Source organism: Bradyrhizobium zhengyangense, assembly GCF_022012435.1.
GTDB lineage: Bacteria > Pseudomonadota > Alphaproteobacteria > Rhizobiales > Xanthobacteraceae > Bradyrhizobium > Bradyrhizobium zhengyangense.
Genome location: NZ_JAKLUA010000012.1, coordinates 129693 through 146220, shown reverse-complemented (window position 1 = coordinate 146220; position 16528 = coordinate 129693). Strand labels below are relative to the sequence as shown.

The window sequence follows — 16528 nt, the reverse complement described above, 5'->3', positions numbered from 1 at the left end:
CATGCAGATCGCCCTCGTGAAGCGTCAGCCGAAACGCAGGTGTCGCATCCCGCGGCGCCCGCATCCGAACCTCGACTATTTCTTCGGTCGGCTCGAACGCTCCGAAGGCGAGATGCGCGACGATCCGGGCGCCGAGACGGCCGACCTGGACGTCCCGTTCCGGTCACCGCGCCGGCATTGAAATTTCATACTGGACTAAGCCAATGAAACCGCATTGCCCGAACTGCCTGAAGGAAATGACCAAGGCGTCCGCGTCGCGTAACCTCTTCAACTGCGAGCCCTGCCGCGAGATCATCCAGTACTTCGGCGGCAGTCCGGATCACGGCGAGCCCGGCCCTCAGTTCTCTTGGCCGATCCGCCGCAAGCGTTCGGTCCACACCGCCCACGCGGCCTGAACTTTCCTAGCCCCACACCACGCCGGCGTCCGGTTTGGCAATAGCCATCCGCGGCGGCCGCACCACGGTGACGGTGCAGGTCGCTTCCGCCGCCACCTTGGCCGAGATGCTGCCAAGCAGCGTGCGCCTGAATGAGCTCTGCCGGGCGCCGATGATGAATTGGTCGACCTGGTTGATCTCGGCGAATTCCAGCAGTGCCGTAGCGGGATCGACCGCCTCCAGCACGTGAACCGACAGCCGGCTCTCGTCGAGCTTCAGGGGCGTGGCCCAATGCCTGAGCGCGACCAGGCGGTCGATATGCTTGTTGGAGCCCTGCTCGTCCAGCGTCTTGTCGATGGCGATGCGGTTGAGCTTCAGCACATTGATGCAGGCGAGCCGCGCTGACGGCAGCGTGGCGAGAATGCGCTCCGTGGTGACGCGTAGCGCCTCATTCAACTCCGGCTCACCTTCTACCGTGTCGAGCGCGACTGCAAGGATCGGGCTTGAGGCGATCTGCTCGGCAACATCCGGCTTCGCCCGTGGCTGCGTGGCATCCTGGTTGAAACGGCGCCGCCATGCCACGCTCCAGGGATCGCGCTTCATCCGCTCCGAACGCGCGGTCAGCCTGACCTGTGTTGGGTGCGCGAGATCGAAGGCGAGCTGCGTTGCGGTCGGATAGCGCCGGACCGGCTCGATCTCGAGACACCGCAGCACCACCTCCTGGAGCCAGGGCGGATAGTCGGCCCGCAAGCTTCGCGGCGGATGCGGATCGCGCCACAGTCTCCGTCGCATCGCGCGCAGCGTCTCGCCTTCGCCGAACGGACGCTCGCCAGTCGTGAAGAAGTACAGCAGCACGCCGAGAGAGAACAGATCGCTGCGCGGATCGTCACGCACGCCCAGCAGCCGCTCCGGTGCCATGTATGGCGCGGTGCCGTAAGGCAGACGGAACTCCGCCTGCAGCAGGTCGGGCAGATGATCGTGATGCGACAGGCCGTAATCGATCAGCACCGCCTCGCCGCTCTCGCGGAACATGACGCTGCTCGGCTTGATATCGTGATGGATGACGTTCTGCCGGTGCAGATCGGCGAGTGCAGCCGCGATCTTGGCAACCAGCAGCCGCGCCTCCTCGTAAGGCAGCGGCAGATCGGGCAGCCGCTTGTACAGCGTGGTTCCGGGAATGCGCTCGATCACGGCATAGGCCTGGCGAGCGAAATCGCCGGTGCCATAGCAGTGCGGCACGTGCGGACCGGCGAGTCGCGGCAGGATCATCATCTCCATCTCGAAGGAGACGATCGCGGCGGGATCCTCGCCTTCCGAGGCTCGCGGGACCTTCATCAGCAGCGGGCCATCGATGCCGGGATGGGTGACCGTCCATAGCGTCGCCATGCCGCCGGCATGGACGCATTCGCCGATCGTATAGCCGTCGACCTCCGCGCCGGACTTGACCTGGGATTTGGGCATCGGCCTCTAGCGCCCCTGCGACAGCCGATCGGCGAGCCAGGGCGGCAGGCCGTTCTCGCGGATCTTGTTTGCCGCGCTCGCAATGTCATAGGGCACGCGGCAATAGGTGATCTGGCACGAGTCCGTGTCGAACAGCACGAAGGACGCGGAGGGATCGCCATCGCGCGGCTGGCCGACCGAGCCGAGCACGGCGAGCCATTGCCGGCCGCGCAGCAGCTGCACCGGCACATCGGTCTTGGGCACGAAGCTCGTCATCTTCGCCGTCACCGACATCGAATAGAGCGCGGGCCGATGAATGTGGCCGCAGAAAGTGACATGGGCCGGCGTTGCGATCAGGCTCTTGGCGGCATCCGCGGTCGAGCGGACGTAATGCCACCGCTTGGGGCTCGAAGCTTCCGAATGCACGAACAGGCGGTCGCTGTCCTCCACCAGCATCGGCAGTTCGGCCAGGAACCGCCGCTGTGCTGCGTCAAGCCGCCCGCGAGTCCACTCGATCGCGATCTGCGCCTCGTTATTCATGTTCTCGGAGGTCGTGTTGACGGCTTCGTCATGGTTGCCGCGCACGGCGACGGCGCCACGGGTGACCAGATCCATGGCGGTGTCGACGACCCATTCCGGGTCGGCGCCATAACCGACAAAATCACCGAGCAGGATGAACCGCTCCGTGCCCTTCGCGCGGGCCACCTTAAGGCACGCCTCGAACGCCTGCCGGTTGCCGTGGATATCCGAAAAGACAGCGAGAAGCACACACCCTCCACCCTCATAATCTTATTGGAAGCCGATAAAGCCAATTTGAGGGAGGTCAACAAGATGCGCCAGCGCAAGGCAGTTGACCAGCGCCAGGCGGCCGCGATGGTGAAGGGCCTATTGCTCGTCCTTGGGCGGCATCCGGGGCGGCGGCAGGGGTGTAAACACCGCTCCCTGCGCGCCGGCCGGTGGGGCATTGAACTCACCGGTCGAGGAATCGCCGCCGCTGGTCTCAAGGATGACCTTGGGCGTCACATATTCCCGGACCATGTCGATCAGGCTGCCCTCGCCGCCGCCAAAGTCCGCCGCGCGCCCGCCTTGCGGATGGCCCGCCGCAATCTCGTTCTCCGCCGCATGGGTCTTGTCGGCCAGGGTGTCGTTGTAGGGAACGCGGAAGGCCCGCGGAATGCCACTCGGACGATGATCTTCGTCGAGTTCCTCGACCCACAGATAGATCGACCCGGGATCGCCCTCCAGCGAATGCGGCTCGACGATCCGCGCCTTGAGCAGCTTGAAGGCGGTCGGCAGCCGCTCGCTGCTGGCCCAGCCGAGCAACCCACGCATTTCCGTGAAGCTCACGACATAGAACGCGCTGGTCACGACGACGGCGATCGCCTTCAGTGACCAGTGCAGCCGCGCATAGACCAGCACGACCAACAGCAGCGCCCCGATCACCGCATAGGCTACGGATAGCGAAAGGATGACCGCCTGCAAATTAATCACGGCGGATCCTCGTAGCGTTCTTGCTCACACCGGTCCTCGGGTCGAGATCGGCTCCGTTGCGCCAGGTGCTGCGAAAGGTCTCCATCAGCGATTTCGGCCGCTGGCTTACATCGATGACCTTGCCCTCGGCATCGAGCCGGAATCGCACCGCGGTCTTCTCGTCACCGGTGTGGTCGAGCGTGAACTTGTTGTCGAAGACCACCTGCGCGGTCGGGTTGAGCTTCTGCACCTTCACATTGGCCGTCACGGGCTCGCCGGTCGTGGCGACAAAGTGCGAGACGTTGACGGTGTATTCGCCGGGGACGATGCCGCGCAGCGTGACGATTTCCTCGCGGATGGGGGAAGCGATCTTCTTGCCGTTGACCATGATGAAGTCATTGGCCCCGCCGCGGTCGTCGCGATCGAGCGTGAGGAAGCCGGCCTCGCGGTGGCGATACCAGGCGATGTTACCGGCGGGATCCTGCACGAACAGGTCGAGATCGTCGGGATGATTGTCCGGCCAGTCCAGTGTGATCATGAACTCGGCTTTGGAGTCGATCTTGCCCTCCTTGGCATCGGGCGAGACCGCCAGCAGCGCGAGGAAGAACAGGAAGGCGACCACCTGGAGCGCCTTGAACAGCATCACGCCCAGGGGATCGAACGGCTCCTCGCGCGGATAGAGGCCGAAATCATCCATCATGACGGCGTTCCAGCGCCCTTGATTTCGGATCCCCTGCGCTCGAGAACCGGCGTCACATAGGTCTCTGTCAGCACCACTGCATCCGAGAACACCCGCTGGGTCGCGGCATCGAGCATGTAGTACTGGATGCGAACCAGGATGGAGCCGACGAGGCCCGCGAGCGTCGTGTACATCGCGACCGCCATGCCGTCGCTCATCAGCCCCATCGAGGAACGCATCGCGACCTTGTCGGCGGCGTCCAGCCCGGCGATCGGCGCCAGCATGATGATGAAGCCGATGATGGTGCCGAGCAGGCCGAGCTTCATCAGCGTGTCGGAGACGAAGGCGCCGAACCCGTTGGAGCCGCGCAGGCGGTCGGCGAGCGTCCGCAGCAGCAGCGTCTGGTCGACCGGGCGGTAATCCTGCGCCGCGGCCTTCGTCACCAGGCTTTCGATGTGGTCGCGCACCAGCCCGTGCGGCAGCGCGGTGGCGCGCGCATCGAGCACCTTGCCGCCATCTGGCGCCGCCAGCACCGCGCGGCAGCGCCGGGCGGCGGCACCTTCACGGGCAATCGCCCGCGTGCGCAGGAAGCAGTGGCCGCAGGTAACGAGATAGAGTGCCGCGATCACGCTCGAAATGTACGTCCGGTCCGAGGTCAGCATCAGATGGATCAGGCCGAAGCGCCACAGCAGCACCGCGGCGAAGATCGAGAGCCCCGTGAAGATCATCCAGAACAGCAGCGCGCTGCGCTCGGATGGGTCGGCAGCCGCGGCCGCGATCGGTCCAATCGTCATCGAACTCATGCTGCATCGCTCCTGACTTGCAGGGATTGGCCTGCGACGTCTCCACCCGATTAGATCAAAGCCGCCGCTTCGGGTCCAAAGACCCATGCCCAATCCGGCTTGGGAAATTTGCCCGAGCTGCCATCCGGTCCGAACCCTGCAATTGGCAAGGCGCGGCGGCGTTGTTAGGCTGAGCTTATCAAACTTTGGGGTGATCGCATGCGCCTCGTGCTTCAGCTTGTCGCCCGTCTGCTTCTCATCGTTGCGCTGTGCCTGGGCGCGGCAACCATATGGGCTACCTTCGATGCCTATCGCAGCGTCGACCGGGCGACCGCGGCGTCCGCGCAGCGGGTCGCGCAGGCGCTCCAGGGCCTGTACTGGCACGAGCTGTTGCTGCGCAGCAGCAGGATTCGTGAGCATCTCGTGCCGGTTCCGGAATGGCGCACAGTTGAGACGGTGAAGTTGATTGCACCCGGTGTCTGCGTCGAGTTCCAGCCGGCCACCGCATTCGAAAAACCGCTCTGCGGCCAGAGCCAAGGGATCGGCCGGACCCCGCCGCGCTGGTTCGCCGCCATCGTTCCGACCTTCCTCGGCAGCCATGCCGAGGTGGTGCGCCCCATCAGCCCCCGAGCCGCAGCCGCCGGAACGGTGGTTGCGACACCCGACCAAGCCGCCTCAATCTCGCTCGCCTGGGAATACGTTCTCAACGTAACAGACGTTGCGCTTTTGATGGCGGCGGCGATCGCGCTGCTCGCCTCGCTTGCGATCGCGCACACGCTGGCGCCGGCACGCACCATCGTGACCGCCCTGCAACGCATGGCGCGCGGCCAGTATCGCACCAAGCTGCCGCGCTTCCGCTCCATGGAGCTCGCCATGATCGGCGGCGCCGTCGACGCGCTCGGCAGCCGGCTCGAGGAGGCCACCGAGCAGCGCGCCGCGCTGACACGGCGCCTGATCGAGATCCGCGACGATGAGCGACGCGCGCTTGCCCGCGAGCTGCATGACGAGTTCGGGCAGAATCTTTCGGCGATCCTGGCTTTCGCCAACACGATCGAGACCGCGAGCGCGCGGCAGACCGATAATGGCATCGCGCAGGATGCACGCATGATCTCGCAGGCCACGCATCATCTGATGGCCTCGCTGCGCGATGCGCTGAAGCGCCTGCGCAATCCGCTGCCCGAGGAGCTCGGGCTCGGGGCGAGCCTCGTCAACCTCGTCGACAGCTGGCGCTCGCAGAGTACGACGCAGCCAACGATCCAGCTCGACCTCAAGGGCGACCTCACCGACATCAGCGGCCCGGCTGCCACCACTGCCTATCGCGTCGCCCAGGAATGCCTGACCAATGCGCTACGCCATGGTGCAGCGCGCGAGATCTCGTTGCATGTCGAACGATGCGCAGGCGAGGACGGCGTGCTGCTGATCCGTGTCGAGGACGACGGCGGCGGCGATGCGGCCCGCGTGGCACGCTCCGCCGGCTTCGGCCTCACCGGCATCCGCGAGCGCGTCACGGCGGCCGGCGGCTCGCTGTCGATCCTGCCTGCAAGGCGTGGCCTCAGCGTCGCCGCGACGATTCCGCTTGCTGCGTGAGGCTGTCATGAGCGAGGTCGCAACCACAGGCGTCTCCGTGCTCCTGGTCGACGACCATCCGATCGTCCGCCAGGGCTACAGGCGCGTGCTGGAGAGCCAGGGCGATCTCCATGTCGTGGCGGAGGCCGACAACGCGGCAGATGCCTACAGCGCCTTCAAGGTTCATGAGCCCGATGTCGTGGTGATGGACATCTCGATGCCGGGCGCCTCAGGGCTCGAGGCGATCCGCAACATCCGCGCGCGCAACCCGCGGGCGCGCATCCTCGTCTTCACCATGCACAACGAGGCCGTGCTGGTGAAAGCCGCCTTCAATGCCGGCGCCTCCGGCTTCGTCACCAAGAGCAGCGCGCCTTCCGCTGTCGTCAACGCGATCCGAAGCGTCGCGCGCGGCGAGCGGGCCATGAGCGACGACATCGCACATGTGCTCGCAGAGGACAGCCTGTCGGCGGGATCGGTGCTGGATCAATTGGGCGAGCGCGAGATCGAGATTCTGCGCCAGTTCGCCGGGGGCGCCACGACCGAGGAGATCGCGGCGCAGCTCAATCTCAGCGTCAAGACGGTGCAGAATTATCACTATCTGATCAAGACCAAGACCGGCGCGCGCACGGACGCACAACTGGTGCGGCTGGCCGCGGCTTGCGGGCTGACGCGGATTTAGCAACAGCGCTGCCGTTTTCCGAATGACATGAAATTTCTCAATCTGCCGAGCGGATTGGAACAGAGGCTATTCCGTTCCTGTTAGCAGAGTGAAGGAGTAGAGGGTCATGAGTAAGATTCATCACAAGGCAGTCGCGCATCCCCCCATCATCACAGTCGGCGATCTCATCGACGAGCTCTGCCGCCTGCCGGATACCGCAGTCGTCCACTTCCGCTGCCCGACGCTGGATCAGGAACTCACATTCGAGCGGCTTCGAAAGCGATCGAAGGACGACGTCGAGATTGCGATCTCTGTCTATCCGGAGAGTCCGCCGGTCGTGCCGTCGTCCGACGGCGCCTTTCAGCCGCGAAAACACAGTTCGCCGGCGCGCTCGCTTCGCGACGGCGCTATGCTTCAGGGCAAACGGGTCAGCTAAGCCGGAATCTAACCCTTCAAACCGCGCAGCAGCAGCGCAAGGGTCGCGTCCACGCGCGCAGGCAGCTCGGCATCCTTCCACTCGTCGGCATGGGCCGGATGATGGAAGCGGCAGGTCGCGTCGAACAGCGCGCGCGCCGTCGTTTTAACGTCGGTCGCCGCGAACTCGCCCTGCTTCACGCCGTCAGTCAGGATCGCCGCGATCTGGTCGATCATGGTGTCCTTGTGGCACTTGACGGCGGCGCAGGCTTCGCGCGCCAGCGTCAGATAGGTGTCAAACATCTCGGGGTCGTCGAGCACGCGCGAGCGCTTGGCCGCGAACAGGGTGCGCAGCCAGCGATCGAGCCTGTCGGGCGCGGGGCCCTGCTCGTTCGCGATCGCCAGAAGCGGCGCATCAATGCGGTCGAGCCAGCGTTTGGCGACAGCCTCGCGCAGCGAGGCCTTGCTCGGGAAGTGGCGATAGACGCTGCCGTGGCTCACATCGAGCGCACGGGCAACATCGACCACAGTGGCCTTGGCAAGTCCGTAGCGCCGCAACACGTCCTCGGTCACTTCGAGAATCCGCTCCGGCGTCAAAACAACGGCTTCGTTCATGCCAGCACCATGTTCCCGTTTAGGGTCCAGTTACCCGGCGATGGATGCTTACCGAAGCGCCCATACCGGTCGGTTCGGAAAGCTCTCGCCTTAATGAGGCAGTTTTGCAGCCTGCGCCGCGATCTGGCGCGCAACCAGCAAATTGAGCCAATGCCCAATCGTCCCGGTGAGATTGATGATTTCGGTCGTCATTGTCGTAAGTCTCCAATCATTGGCGGTCCCCGTTGTTCAATTTCGACCCTCGATCCCCATTTGCTGGGACGTCGGGCTTCCGGGATGCCGCCAGACGCCCAATCGGAGCGTCCAAGAACGGATATACACGTCTCGCTGACAGATTTCAATATCTGTCAGTCAAAGATCCGTGACTGACAGTTAATGTTTGCTGGTGGCCGCTCACAGTCTCTGGGCCGAGGTGGCCCGCGTCCTCGCGGACCATGATACCTATTCAGCCCCAATCATCCCCTCATTCCCTACCTGCTTGCCGCACCGCTTGTTTCGCCCTCCCCCTCTGCCAAATCACGGCGTACAAAGCATTTTGGCCGGCGCCACACGCTTAGGCCGCCGCCCGCCGCTTGGAACCGCCAGATGATCCGCCGCCACACCAGCCGGTGGGTTACGCGACGCTAACCCGCCCCACGAAGAAGAAACGGACGCAAACCCATGCCCATCGTCAACCGCATCGCCGCCCTCTCCGATGAAATGGCCGCCTGGCGCCATGACTTCCACGAGAACCCGGAGCTGCTTTACGAAGTCCACCGCACGGCCGGCATCGTCGCCGACAAATTGCGGGAATTCGGCTGCGACGAGGTGGTAACGGGCATCGGCCGCACCGGGGTCGTCGGCGTCATCCGTGGCCGCAAGTCCACCTCCGGCAAGGCGATCGGCCTACGCGCCGACATGGACGCGCTGCCAATCATGGAAACCGCCGATGTGCCCTACGTCTCGAAGATCCCGGGCAAGATGCACGCCTGCGGTCATGACGGCCACACCGCGATGCTGCTCGGCGCGGCAAAGTACCTCGCCGAGACGCGCAATTTCGACGGCACCGCGGTCGTGATCTTCCAGCCCGCCGAGGAAGGCGGCGGCGGCGGCAAGGCCATGGTCGAGGACGGGCTGATGACGCGCTGGAACATCGACCAGGTCTACGGCATGCACAACATGCCGGGTCTCGCCGAAGGCCATTTCGCAACCACGGCGGGCCCGCTGCTCGCCTCCTCCGACAACATCCAGATCACCGTCCGCGGCAAGGGCGGCCATGCCGGCGCCACGCCGCACCAGGCGATCGACAGCGTTCTGATCGGCTCGCAGATCGTGGGCGCGCTGCAATCGATCGTCGCGCGCAACGTCAATCCACTGCAGTCGGCGGTGGTCTCGATCACGCAATTCCACGCCGGCACCGCCTTCAACATCATCCCGGAGACCGCCGAGCTCAGCGGCACCGTGCGCACGCTCGATCCCGAGGTACGCGATCTCGTCGAGCGCCGGATCGGCGAAGTCGCCGACAGCGTCGCCCGGGCCTATGGCGGCTCGGCGGAGACGAAATACACGCGCATGTATCCGGTGACCTTGAACCATGCGCGCGAAGCCGGCGTCGCCGCCGACGTCGCCCGTGACATCGTCGGCGCCGAGCGCGTCAACGACCGCATTGTCCCGATGATGGGGGCGGAGGATTTTTCCTTCATGCTGCAAGAGCGCCCCGGCGCAATGGTGCTGGTGGGCATGGGCGACAGCCCGGCATGCCACCACCCGGCCTACGTCTTCAACGACAACATCCTCGGCCACGGCGCTTCGTTCTGGGTGCGCTTGATTGAGACCGCGATGCCGGCGTAACGCGACTGCGGAGTGGGTGCGACGCTAGGCCTGCACCACCTCGTGCCGCATCACGAACGGCGCGAGTAGCGTATGCACCTCGCCAGCGACGGCCTCACGCTGGTCGGCCGGCAAGCCCGCAAGTGTCACGGTCGCGATCGAGCCGTGGCTGCCATGAGCGCCGACCTTCACCTTGCAGTCGATGCCGCGCTCGGTGAGCGGCATCAGCACCTTGGTGAACACGCGCTGCGCCGCATCCCAGCGCAGCTGTGGCTTGAAGACCTTGCCGACGCCGGTCACCGGCATCGGGTCGATCGGGATGACTTGCACCGGCACGGCGGCGCGCTCCGGCGTGCGCTCACGCACCCACGCTTCGAGCTCGCCCGGCTCGACTGACGCGCCGGGCTTCAACTGGACATAGCCGACCGGCAGCTCGCCGGCGTAAGCGTCGGGCTGGCCGACCACCGCGGCAAACCCCACGGCTGGATGGCGGAACATGATCTCCTCGATCGGGGCCGGATCGATGTTGTGGCCACCGCGGATCACGAGGTCCTTGGCGCGACCGGTGATCCAGAGATAGCCATCGGCGTCCAACCGGCCGAGATCGCCGGAATTGACCCAGACCTTGTCGACGAAGGCACCCTTGTTGTGGGCATCATTGAGATAGCCGCCGAACACGCCGGGCCCGGCCATGATGACGACGCCGATCTCGTCCACCTTGCAGTCGCGGATCAGATTGCCGTCGGCATCCAGTTGCACGATGCGCACGCGTGCGTAAGGCATGGGAAGACCGACCGAGCCGAGCCGGATCGGACGTGAAGGATAAGCCAGCGTATGCACGCTCGAGGTCTCGGTCATGCCGTAGACCTCGACCACCGGCAGCTTGAGCTTGTCCTGGATCGCCGAGCCGACGGCAACCGGAATCGCGGAGCCACCGCCGGCAGCGTATTTCAGGCTTGAGATATCGGCATGGCCCGGCGGCACCGCGAGCGTTGCGGCAAGCACCGTCGGCACGCTCGATAATGCCTCGACCTTGAAGCGCTCGACCAGGCCCCAGATGTTCTTCACAGCGTTCGGATTGCGCCAGCCGCTCGGCGACAGCACGACCAACGAGCCGCCGGCAGACAGTGTCGCCAGGACCTGCGTCAGCGAGCCGCCGACATGAAACAGCGGCATGCCGAACAGCATGTTCGCGCCGGGCTTCGCCTTCAGCAGCAGGTTGAGCGCCCAGGCCTGATAGACTTGGTTGGTGTGGGTATGCCGCACAAGCTTTGGCGTGCCGGTCGTGCCGCCGGTATGGAAATAGGCCGCGATGTCGCTGCCGAGAATCTTGCGCCCGCTGACAAGCCGGTCCGCCGGCTGCTGCTTGATCAGATCGTTGAACGCGAAGATGCCCTTCTCAGGATCGCCGCCACCAGCCACCTGCACGATCGCCTTTAGGTGCCTGAGTGAGGGGCGGATCTGCTCGACCTTCTGCCAGATGTCGGTGCCCGGCATCGGCCCGAGCGCCACCAGGATCTTCGTGCTCGCCGCTTCCAGGATCTCCGCAATCTGATGCGGCTCGAGCAGCGGGTTGACGGGATTGGCGATGCCGGCGGCCTCGGCCCCGAACAGCGTCACGAAGGCATCGGGCAGCAGCGGCAACATGAACGAGATGACGTCTCCCTTCTCGGCGCCGAGCGCGTGAAACATGTTGGCCGCCTGCGTGACGCGCGCAATGAAGTCACGATAGGTGACCACAACAGGCGTGTCGGCGGGATCGGCATTTTGCAGAAACTGGATCACCGCGCCGTCGGGGTTGCGCGCGGCCCCAAGCCTGATGGCGTCATAGGTGCTCTCGGCCGCGACCCGGTCGGCGTACGGGACCTGCTCGAAGGCCCGGACCTCCTCGTCCGTCAAAAGCCCCGGATACTCATTGCCGATGAGCCGATCGAGCGCGTGAATGCCCGCCATGGAATTCCGTCCTCCCTCAGATCCAGTCCCTCGCCGCCTGTCTTTTGACATTTGGTGCGGCGGGGGCCTCGGCCGATTGGCCGGCCGAGCGGAACCAGAATGATGGATGATTTGGCGTTCGTCCATTGCCTACCGGCTGCGGCGATAAACCTCGCCCGACGGGCTTTTGAACCTCTCCGCCCGATCCGGGTACCAAGAACTGGCATTGGGCTCATCTGCCAGCGTCCTGCCGCAAGACGTGAGGTGATCATGACTACACCCCGGCGGGACCGCACCAGAGGACTGATCCTTGCGTTCGCCATGACGTCGGTGATCTCCGCGTCGGCGATCGTCCTGCCGCGCGCCGCACTCGCCGATGACCAGTTCGACAAGATGCGCGCCAAGATCGCGGCCTTCGTCGGCGACAAGATGGAGAAGTTGGGCGGATCACGCATCATCTACAAGGTCGACAGCGAGGGCTTGCGCGACAGCGTGGTCACGGACCTGCGCGACGACGTCTACAAGGTCTTGCACGACGGCCATATCGCCTTCTCCAATCTTGCGATCCGCGACGGCGGCGTCGATGTGAAGATCGCCGACGCCAAGGCACGCGATCAGCTCGCGCGCAAGCTCGCCGCAGCCGCGGAAGGCGTGCCGTCGCACGCAGTTTCCGTGACCGATGGCGGCGACGGAGCTGTCCGGCTCGCGCCGACCGATGCAGCATCCAAGGCACGGCTGACCGAGCTGGTCGGCGATTCCATCGCGATGATCGAGCAGCGTCTCAAGGATGCTGGCATCAAACTTGTCAGCGCCGTCCCTGACGGGCCTGATCGTATTCGCATCTTCCTGCCCGGCGTCACCGATCCCGAGCGCGTCACCGCGATCTTCGCCCGGAGGGTCAAGGTCAGCCTCCGCCAGGTCGATGTTTCGATGCCAGCAGAGCTGGCGCAATCCGGAAAGCCGCCCGAGGGCACGGAAGTCTTGCTCGGGTTCAAGGACAAGCGGCCCTACCTGGTCGCCAAGGAGAGCGCGCTCGACGGGGAGGATGTCAGCGATGCGGCGCCTAGCTTCGCGCCCGGCACGAAGGATCCGGTCGTCTCCTTCCGCTTCAACGGACGCGGCACGCGACGTTTCGCCCATCTCACTGAAGAGAATATCGGCAAGCCCATCGCCATCGCGCTCGACGACACGGTGATCTCGGCCCCCGTGATCCGCGAGCCCATTACCGGCGGCTCGGTCCAGATCTCGGGCAATTTCACCCTGGAGGAGGCCAACAGTATCGCCATGCAGCTGCGTGCCGGTTCGCTGCCCGGGCACCTGACCTTCGTCGAGCAGCAGGTCATCCAGCCTGCCGTCAAGCCGTAGGCCCACCGGCTGACCTTTTTGGCGCGGAGCGCCACTTCCGGACGCTGAAGTCCACCGGCCGTCCCCCGAATCACGGGGCGGCCGGAGACCATGCGCGCAACGAACGGGCAATTGCCGAAACGACGGTTCGGGCTAAAATTTGCCTGTTGCGGAACGGCGACCGAAGGTTTCATTCAAGCGGTCGTCATTCGATTTCGGCTATACGTGTCGAGCCTACCGCCCAGGACTGAAGGCCTTACGCAGGGATAGTACCATGCCGTCCGGCAGCGCAGACATCTCCTCGATCCTTGACCGCATTCTCGATGCGGCCACGGACAATCTCAGGATCGCGAAGATCCTGGTCCAGATGGGCCTTGACCCCAACAACGTCACCTGGGACGCGATCTTCAACCGGCTGCTGGAGATCTTCGTCCACAACATCACGCTGGCCAATTTGTTCGCTACGATCGGCGCCGGCTTCTTCGTCGCCACTCTCCTGATGCGGACGATGGTGCCCTTGCGCGTCGCCAACATGATCGGCTGCGCGTTCTTCGCCATCTTCGGCGCGCTCTCCGCCAACGTCTCGACGTTCCTGCTCTATCTCTTGATGCTTCCGATCAACGCACTTCGGCTGCGGCAGATGCTCAAGCTGGTCAAGAAGGCGCGCCATGCCGCCGAAGGCGACATGTCGATCGAGTGGCTCAAGCCGTTCATGACCGAGCGCAAATATCGCCGCGGCGACACCCTGTTCAAACTTGGCGATTCGGCCCAGGAGATGCTCCTCACCGTCACCGGCAAGTTCCTGGTCAAGGAGATCGGCGTCGAGATCGGGCCCGGGGCGCTGATGGGGGAGCTCGGTTTCCTCACGCCCGACAACCGCCGCACCGGAACGATCGAATGCATCGAAGACGGCCAGGTGCTCACGATCACCTATGACCGCCTACTCGAGATCTACTTCCAGGACCCGCAGTTCGGCTATTATTTCCTGGTGCTGACCAGCCAGCGCCTGCTGCAGAACATCGATCGCCTGCAGAAGCAGCTGGCGGCAGCGCGGTCGGCGACCACGAACAAGATCGCCTGATCGTCCGCTCAGCTGAGCAGCAGCGCCATGCCCGGATCGCCCTTCTCCATCGCGCGACGGTAGGCCGGACGCGCACTGACGCGGCCGAGATATTTGACCACGTTCGGACAGCGCTGGAGATCATAGGGCTGGAAATAGCGCATCGTGGTGAGCGTGAAGACGGTCATGATATCGGCCGTGGTGAAGGCGCTGCCTGCCAGATATTCGGCATCACGTACACGCGCATCGACAAGGTCGAAGGCACGGTCGACGCGCGCCCTGATGGCAACCAGCAGCGGATTGTCGTCCGTGAGCTTGAGCCGGTTCAGCAGCATCAGCCGGCCCATGCCGGCCTGCAAGGTGCCGTTGGCGAAGTGAAACCAGTAGAGGAATTGCGCGAAGTCGGGATCGTCAGTGCGGAGCACGAGCCGGCGATTGCCGTATTTGGCAATGATGTAGTCGACGATGGCGCCTGATTCGGCCAGCACCAGATCGCCGTCGGCGATGACGGGCGCAGCACCGATCGGATGCAACGCCTTGTAGTCCGGCGGGGCCAACATGGTGACGGAATCGCGCGCATAGCGCTTCAGCTCATAGGGAATCCCGAGCTCCTCGCAGAGCCAGACGATGCGTTCGGATTGCGATTTGCCGAGATGATAGACGGTGAGCATAGTGTCTCCTTACGGGCGAAGCTGGACCAGTGGCGTCGCTGCATCCTAACCCGTCATTGCGAGCGCAGCGAAGCAATCCAGACTGCCCCCGCGGAAAAGACTCTGGATTGCTTCGCTGCGCTCGCAATGACGATGCGGAGAGAGCGTCCTCTACCGCGCCTCGTCCGTCACCATGCGCGCCACGACGCGGTCGCGGCGGATGAAGTGATGCCAGAGGGCGGCGATGACGTGGATCACAATCAGCGCCAGCAGCACATAGGCAAAGAGGATATGCCGATCCTCATAGGCGCCGGCTGCCGCTTTGTCCGGAGAGGTAAATTGCGGCACGTTGAACAGGCCAAAGAAGTCGGAGTAGTTGGGCGAGCGCTCCCGAGTGCGCCCAGCCCAGCATCGCGACCAGGATCACCACGAGATAGAGCGCGCCGTGGCTGGCGCGGGCCGCGATCCTCTGCCAGCGCAAGGACTTCGTCGGCAGCGCCGGCGTCGGGTTGATGGCGCGCCAGGCGAGGCGCAGCACGGTGAGCAGCAGGATCACATAGCCGATATCGGCATGGATCGAGCGGTAGTAGAACTTGTCGGCCCGCGCCGGGATGTGATTCATCCACCAGCCGAAGCCGATCATGCCGATGATCGCCAGCGCCAAGCCCCAGTGAAACCACCGGGCAACGCTCCCCCAGCCGTCTTCCGTGTTTCTGATCATGCCAGCTCCCGAAAATATGCGGATGTCCCAACCGCAGCGCAGCACGGCTGATAGCGGGAACAGGCGGCAAACACGAAATTGAATCGCTCCAAACTGGGCGCAGGCCGCCCCCGCCGCAAAACCGCCCCAAAAACCGAATGGTAACCATGAGGTCTTAGGGTAGCGACGTGACCAATTCCCCGACGATCCTGGTATTCGATTCCGGTCTTGGCGGCCTCACCGTGCTGCGTGAGGTCGTGGCCGCGCGCCCGGATGCGCATTATACCTACGTCGCCGACGACGCCTTCTTCCCCTACGGACATCACAGCGAGGACGAAATCATCGCCCGCGTCGTGCCGTTGATGGGGGAGCTGCTCGGCACCCATGATCCTGATCTCGTTGTCATCGCCTGCAATACGGCCTCTACCCTGGTCCTATCGCATTTGCGGGCCGCTTATTCCGTGCCCTTCGTCGGCACGGTGCCGGCGATCAAGCCGGCCTGCGCCCGCTCGAAGACCCGCCGGGTCTCTGTGCTCGGCACCAAGGGCACGGTGAAGCGCGAATACACCAAGGCGCTGATCCGCGATTTCGCGCAAGGCTGCGAGGTCACGCTGGTCGGCTCGCCCGAGCTGGCCTCGCTTGCGGAGCGTGAACTCAGCGGCCAGGCGATCAGCGACGGCGACATCCTCACTGAGCTCACCCCCTGTTTCGTCGGCGATGCCGCGGACGCAGGCGCACGCACCGACACGGTGGTGCTTGCCTGCACGCATTATCCGCTGCTGCTCGACCGGATGAAGAAGCTCGCGCCCTGGCCGGTGGACTGGATCGACCCGGCGCCGGCGATCGCTCGCCGCGTTTCCGACCTGCTGGGTGCGCCGAGCAGCAGCATCGCGCTATCAGGCGCCGAGATGATTTTCACATCGAACCGCGTGCATGGCCTTTCCGCCACGCTGACGCCATTCTTCGGCGGGCGCGCAGTCGCCTGACTTTTCGCGGACACGGCGCACTGCTAGGCTTCGCGCATCGTCATCTCGC

At 64.6% G+C, this 16528-nt stretch carries 17 protein-coding genes and 1 pseudogene; 9 read left to right on the top strand and 9 right to left on the bottom strand.

Annotated features, from left to right (window positions below; genetic code table 11):
* Position 1: 1 nt before the first annotated feature.
* Positions 2-181, top strand: a complete 180-nt coding sequence (locus L6637_RS29780; protein ID WP_237865725.1) for a hypothetical protein — start codon at positions 2-4, stop codon at positions 179-181.
* Between the two features lie 22 nt (positions 182-203).
* The gene (locus L6637_RS29775) at positions 204-395 is read left to right on the top strand and encodes a hypothetical protein (protein ID WP_237865724.1); all 192 of its coding nucleotides are present in this window, start codon (positions 204-206) and stop codon (positions 393-395) included.
* A gap of 6 nt (positions 396-401) precedes the next feature.
* Here the strand turns inward: L6637_RS29775 and L6637_RS29770 are convergent, their stop codons facing one another.
* From L6637_RS29770 to L6637_RS29750, 5 genes are all read right to left on the bottom strand, one after another.
* Complete coding sequence (locus L6637_RS29770) at positions 402-1835, bottom strand: bifunctional serine/threonine-protein kinase/universal stress protein (protein ID WP_237865723.1); 1434 nt, start codon at positions 1833-1835, stop codon at positions 402-404.
* Positions 1836-1841: 6 nt separating this feature from the next.
* Complete coding sequence (locus L6637_RS29765; RefSeq protein ID WP_237865722.1) at positions 1842-2582, bottom strand: metallophosphoesterase family protein; 741 nt, start codon at positions 2580-2582, stop codon at positions 1842-1844.
* A gap of 117 nt (positions 2583-2699) precedes the next feature.
* On the bottom strand, positions 2700-3305 hold the full coding sequence (locus L6637_RS29760) for a hypothetical protein (protein ID WP_237865721.1): 606 nt from the start codon (positions 3303-3305) through the stop codon (positions 2700-2702).
* Positions 3298-3984, bottom strand: coding sequence for a hypothetical protein (locus tag L6637_RS29755; RefSeq protein ID WP_237865720.1), 687 nt, complete (start codon positions 3982-3984; stop codon positions 3298-3300). Before L6637_RS29755 ends, L6637_RS29760 begins: the two co-directional genes overlap by 8 nt.
* On the bottom strand, positions 3981-4766 hold the full coding sequence (locus L6637_RS29750; protein WP_237865719.1) for a MotA/TolQ/ExbB proton channel family protein: 786 nt from the start codon (positions 4764-4766) through the stop codon (positions 3981-3983). Before L6637_RS29750 ends, L6637_RS29755 begins: the two co-directional genes overlap by 4 nt.
* A 198-nt stretch (positions 4767-4964) precedes the next feature.
* Between L6637_RS29750 and L6637_RS29745 the strand changes: the two genes are divergently transcribed.
* From L6637_RS29745 to L6637_RS29735, 3 genes are all read left to right on the top strand, one after another.
* Complete coding sequence (locus L6637_RS29745) at positions 4965-6332, top strand: sensor histidine kinase (RefSeq protein ID WP_237865718.1); 1368 nt, start codon at positions 4965-4967, stop codon at positions 6330-6332.
* A 7-nt stretch (positions 6333-6339) separates the two neighbouring features.
* On the top strand, positions 6340-6990 hold the full coding sequence (locus L6637_RS29740) for a response regulator (protein ID WP_237865717.1): 651 nt from the start codon (positions 6340-6342) through the stop codon (positions 6988-6990).
* A 106-nt stretch (positions 6991-7096) separates the two neighbouring features.
* A complete protein-coding gene (locus tag L6637_RS29735) occupies positions 7097-7405 on the top strand; it encodes a hypothetical protein (RefSeq protein ID WP_237865716.1) in 309 nt (102 codons plus the stop codon).
* An 8-nt stretch (positions 7406-7413) separates the two neighbouring features.
* Here the strand turns inward: L6637_RS29735 and L6637_RS29730 are convergent, their stop codons facing one another.
* Entirely contained in the window at positions 7414-7998 is a 585-nt protein-coding gene (locus L6637_RS29730) for a TetR/AcrR family transcriptional regulator (protein WP_237865715.1), read from the bottom strand.
* 660 nt (positions 7999-8658) lie between these two features.
* Here L6637_RS29730 and L6637_RS29725 point away from each other — a divergent pair.
* Entirely contained in the window at positions 8659-9828 is a 1170-nt protein-coding gene (locus L6637_RS29725) for a M20 aminoacylase family protein (RefSeq protein ID WP_237865714.1), read from the top strand.
* A gap of 24 nt (positions 9829-9852) precedes the next feature.
* On the opposite strand, the gene L6637_RS29720 is transcribed toward L6637_RS29725, so the two are convergent.
* A complete protein-coding gene (locus L6637_RS29720; RefSeq protein WP_237865713.1) occupies positions 9853-11760 on the bottom strand; it encodes an acyl-CoA synthetase in 1908 nt (635 codons plus the stop codon).
* Positions 11761-12009: 249 nt separating this feature from the next.
* Between L6637_RS29720 and L6637_RS29715 the strand changes: the two genes are divergently transcribed.
* A complete protein-coding gene (locus L6637_RS29715; protein ID WP_237865712.1) occupies positions 12010-13104 on the top strand; it encodes a SecDF P1 head subdomain-containing protein in 1095 nt (364 codons plus the stop codon).
* A gap of 253 nt (positions 13105-13357) precedes the next feature.
* Positions 13358-14164 (top strand): Crp/Fnr family transcriptional regulator, encoded by an 807-nt coding sequence (locus tag L6637_RS29710; RefSeq protein ID WP_237865711.1) that lies wholly within the window; start codon positions 13358-13360, stop codon positions 14162-14164.
* Between the two features lie 8 nt (positions 14165-14172).
* On the opposite strand, the gene L6637_RS29705 is transcribed toward L6637_RS29710, so the two are convergent.
* Together L6637_RS29705 and L6637_RS29700 are read right to left on the bottom strand one after the other, a co-directional pair.
* Complete coding sequence (locus L6637_RS29705) at positions 14173-14814, bottom strand: glutathione S-transferase family protein (RefSeq protein WP_237865710.1); 642 nt, start codon at positions 14812-14814, stop codon at positions 14173-14175.
* A 150-nt stretch (positions 14815-14964) separates the two neighbouring features.
* A pseudogene (locus L6637_RS29700) lies at positions 14965-15514 on the bottom strand (cytochrome b).
* A 167-nt stretch (positions 15515-15681) separates the two neighbouring features.
* Between L6637_RS29700 and murI the strand changes: the two are divergent.
* A complete protein-coding gene (gene murI / locus L6637_RS29695) occupies positions 15682-16479 on the top strand; it encodes a glutamate racemase (RefSeq protein WP_237865709.1) in 798 nt (265 codons plus the stop codon).
* Positions 16480-16528: the final 49 nt, after the last annotated feature.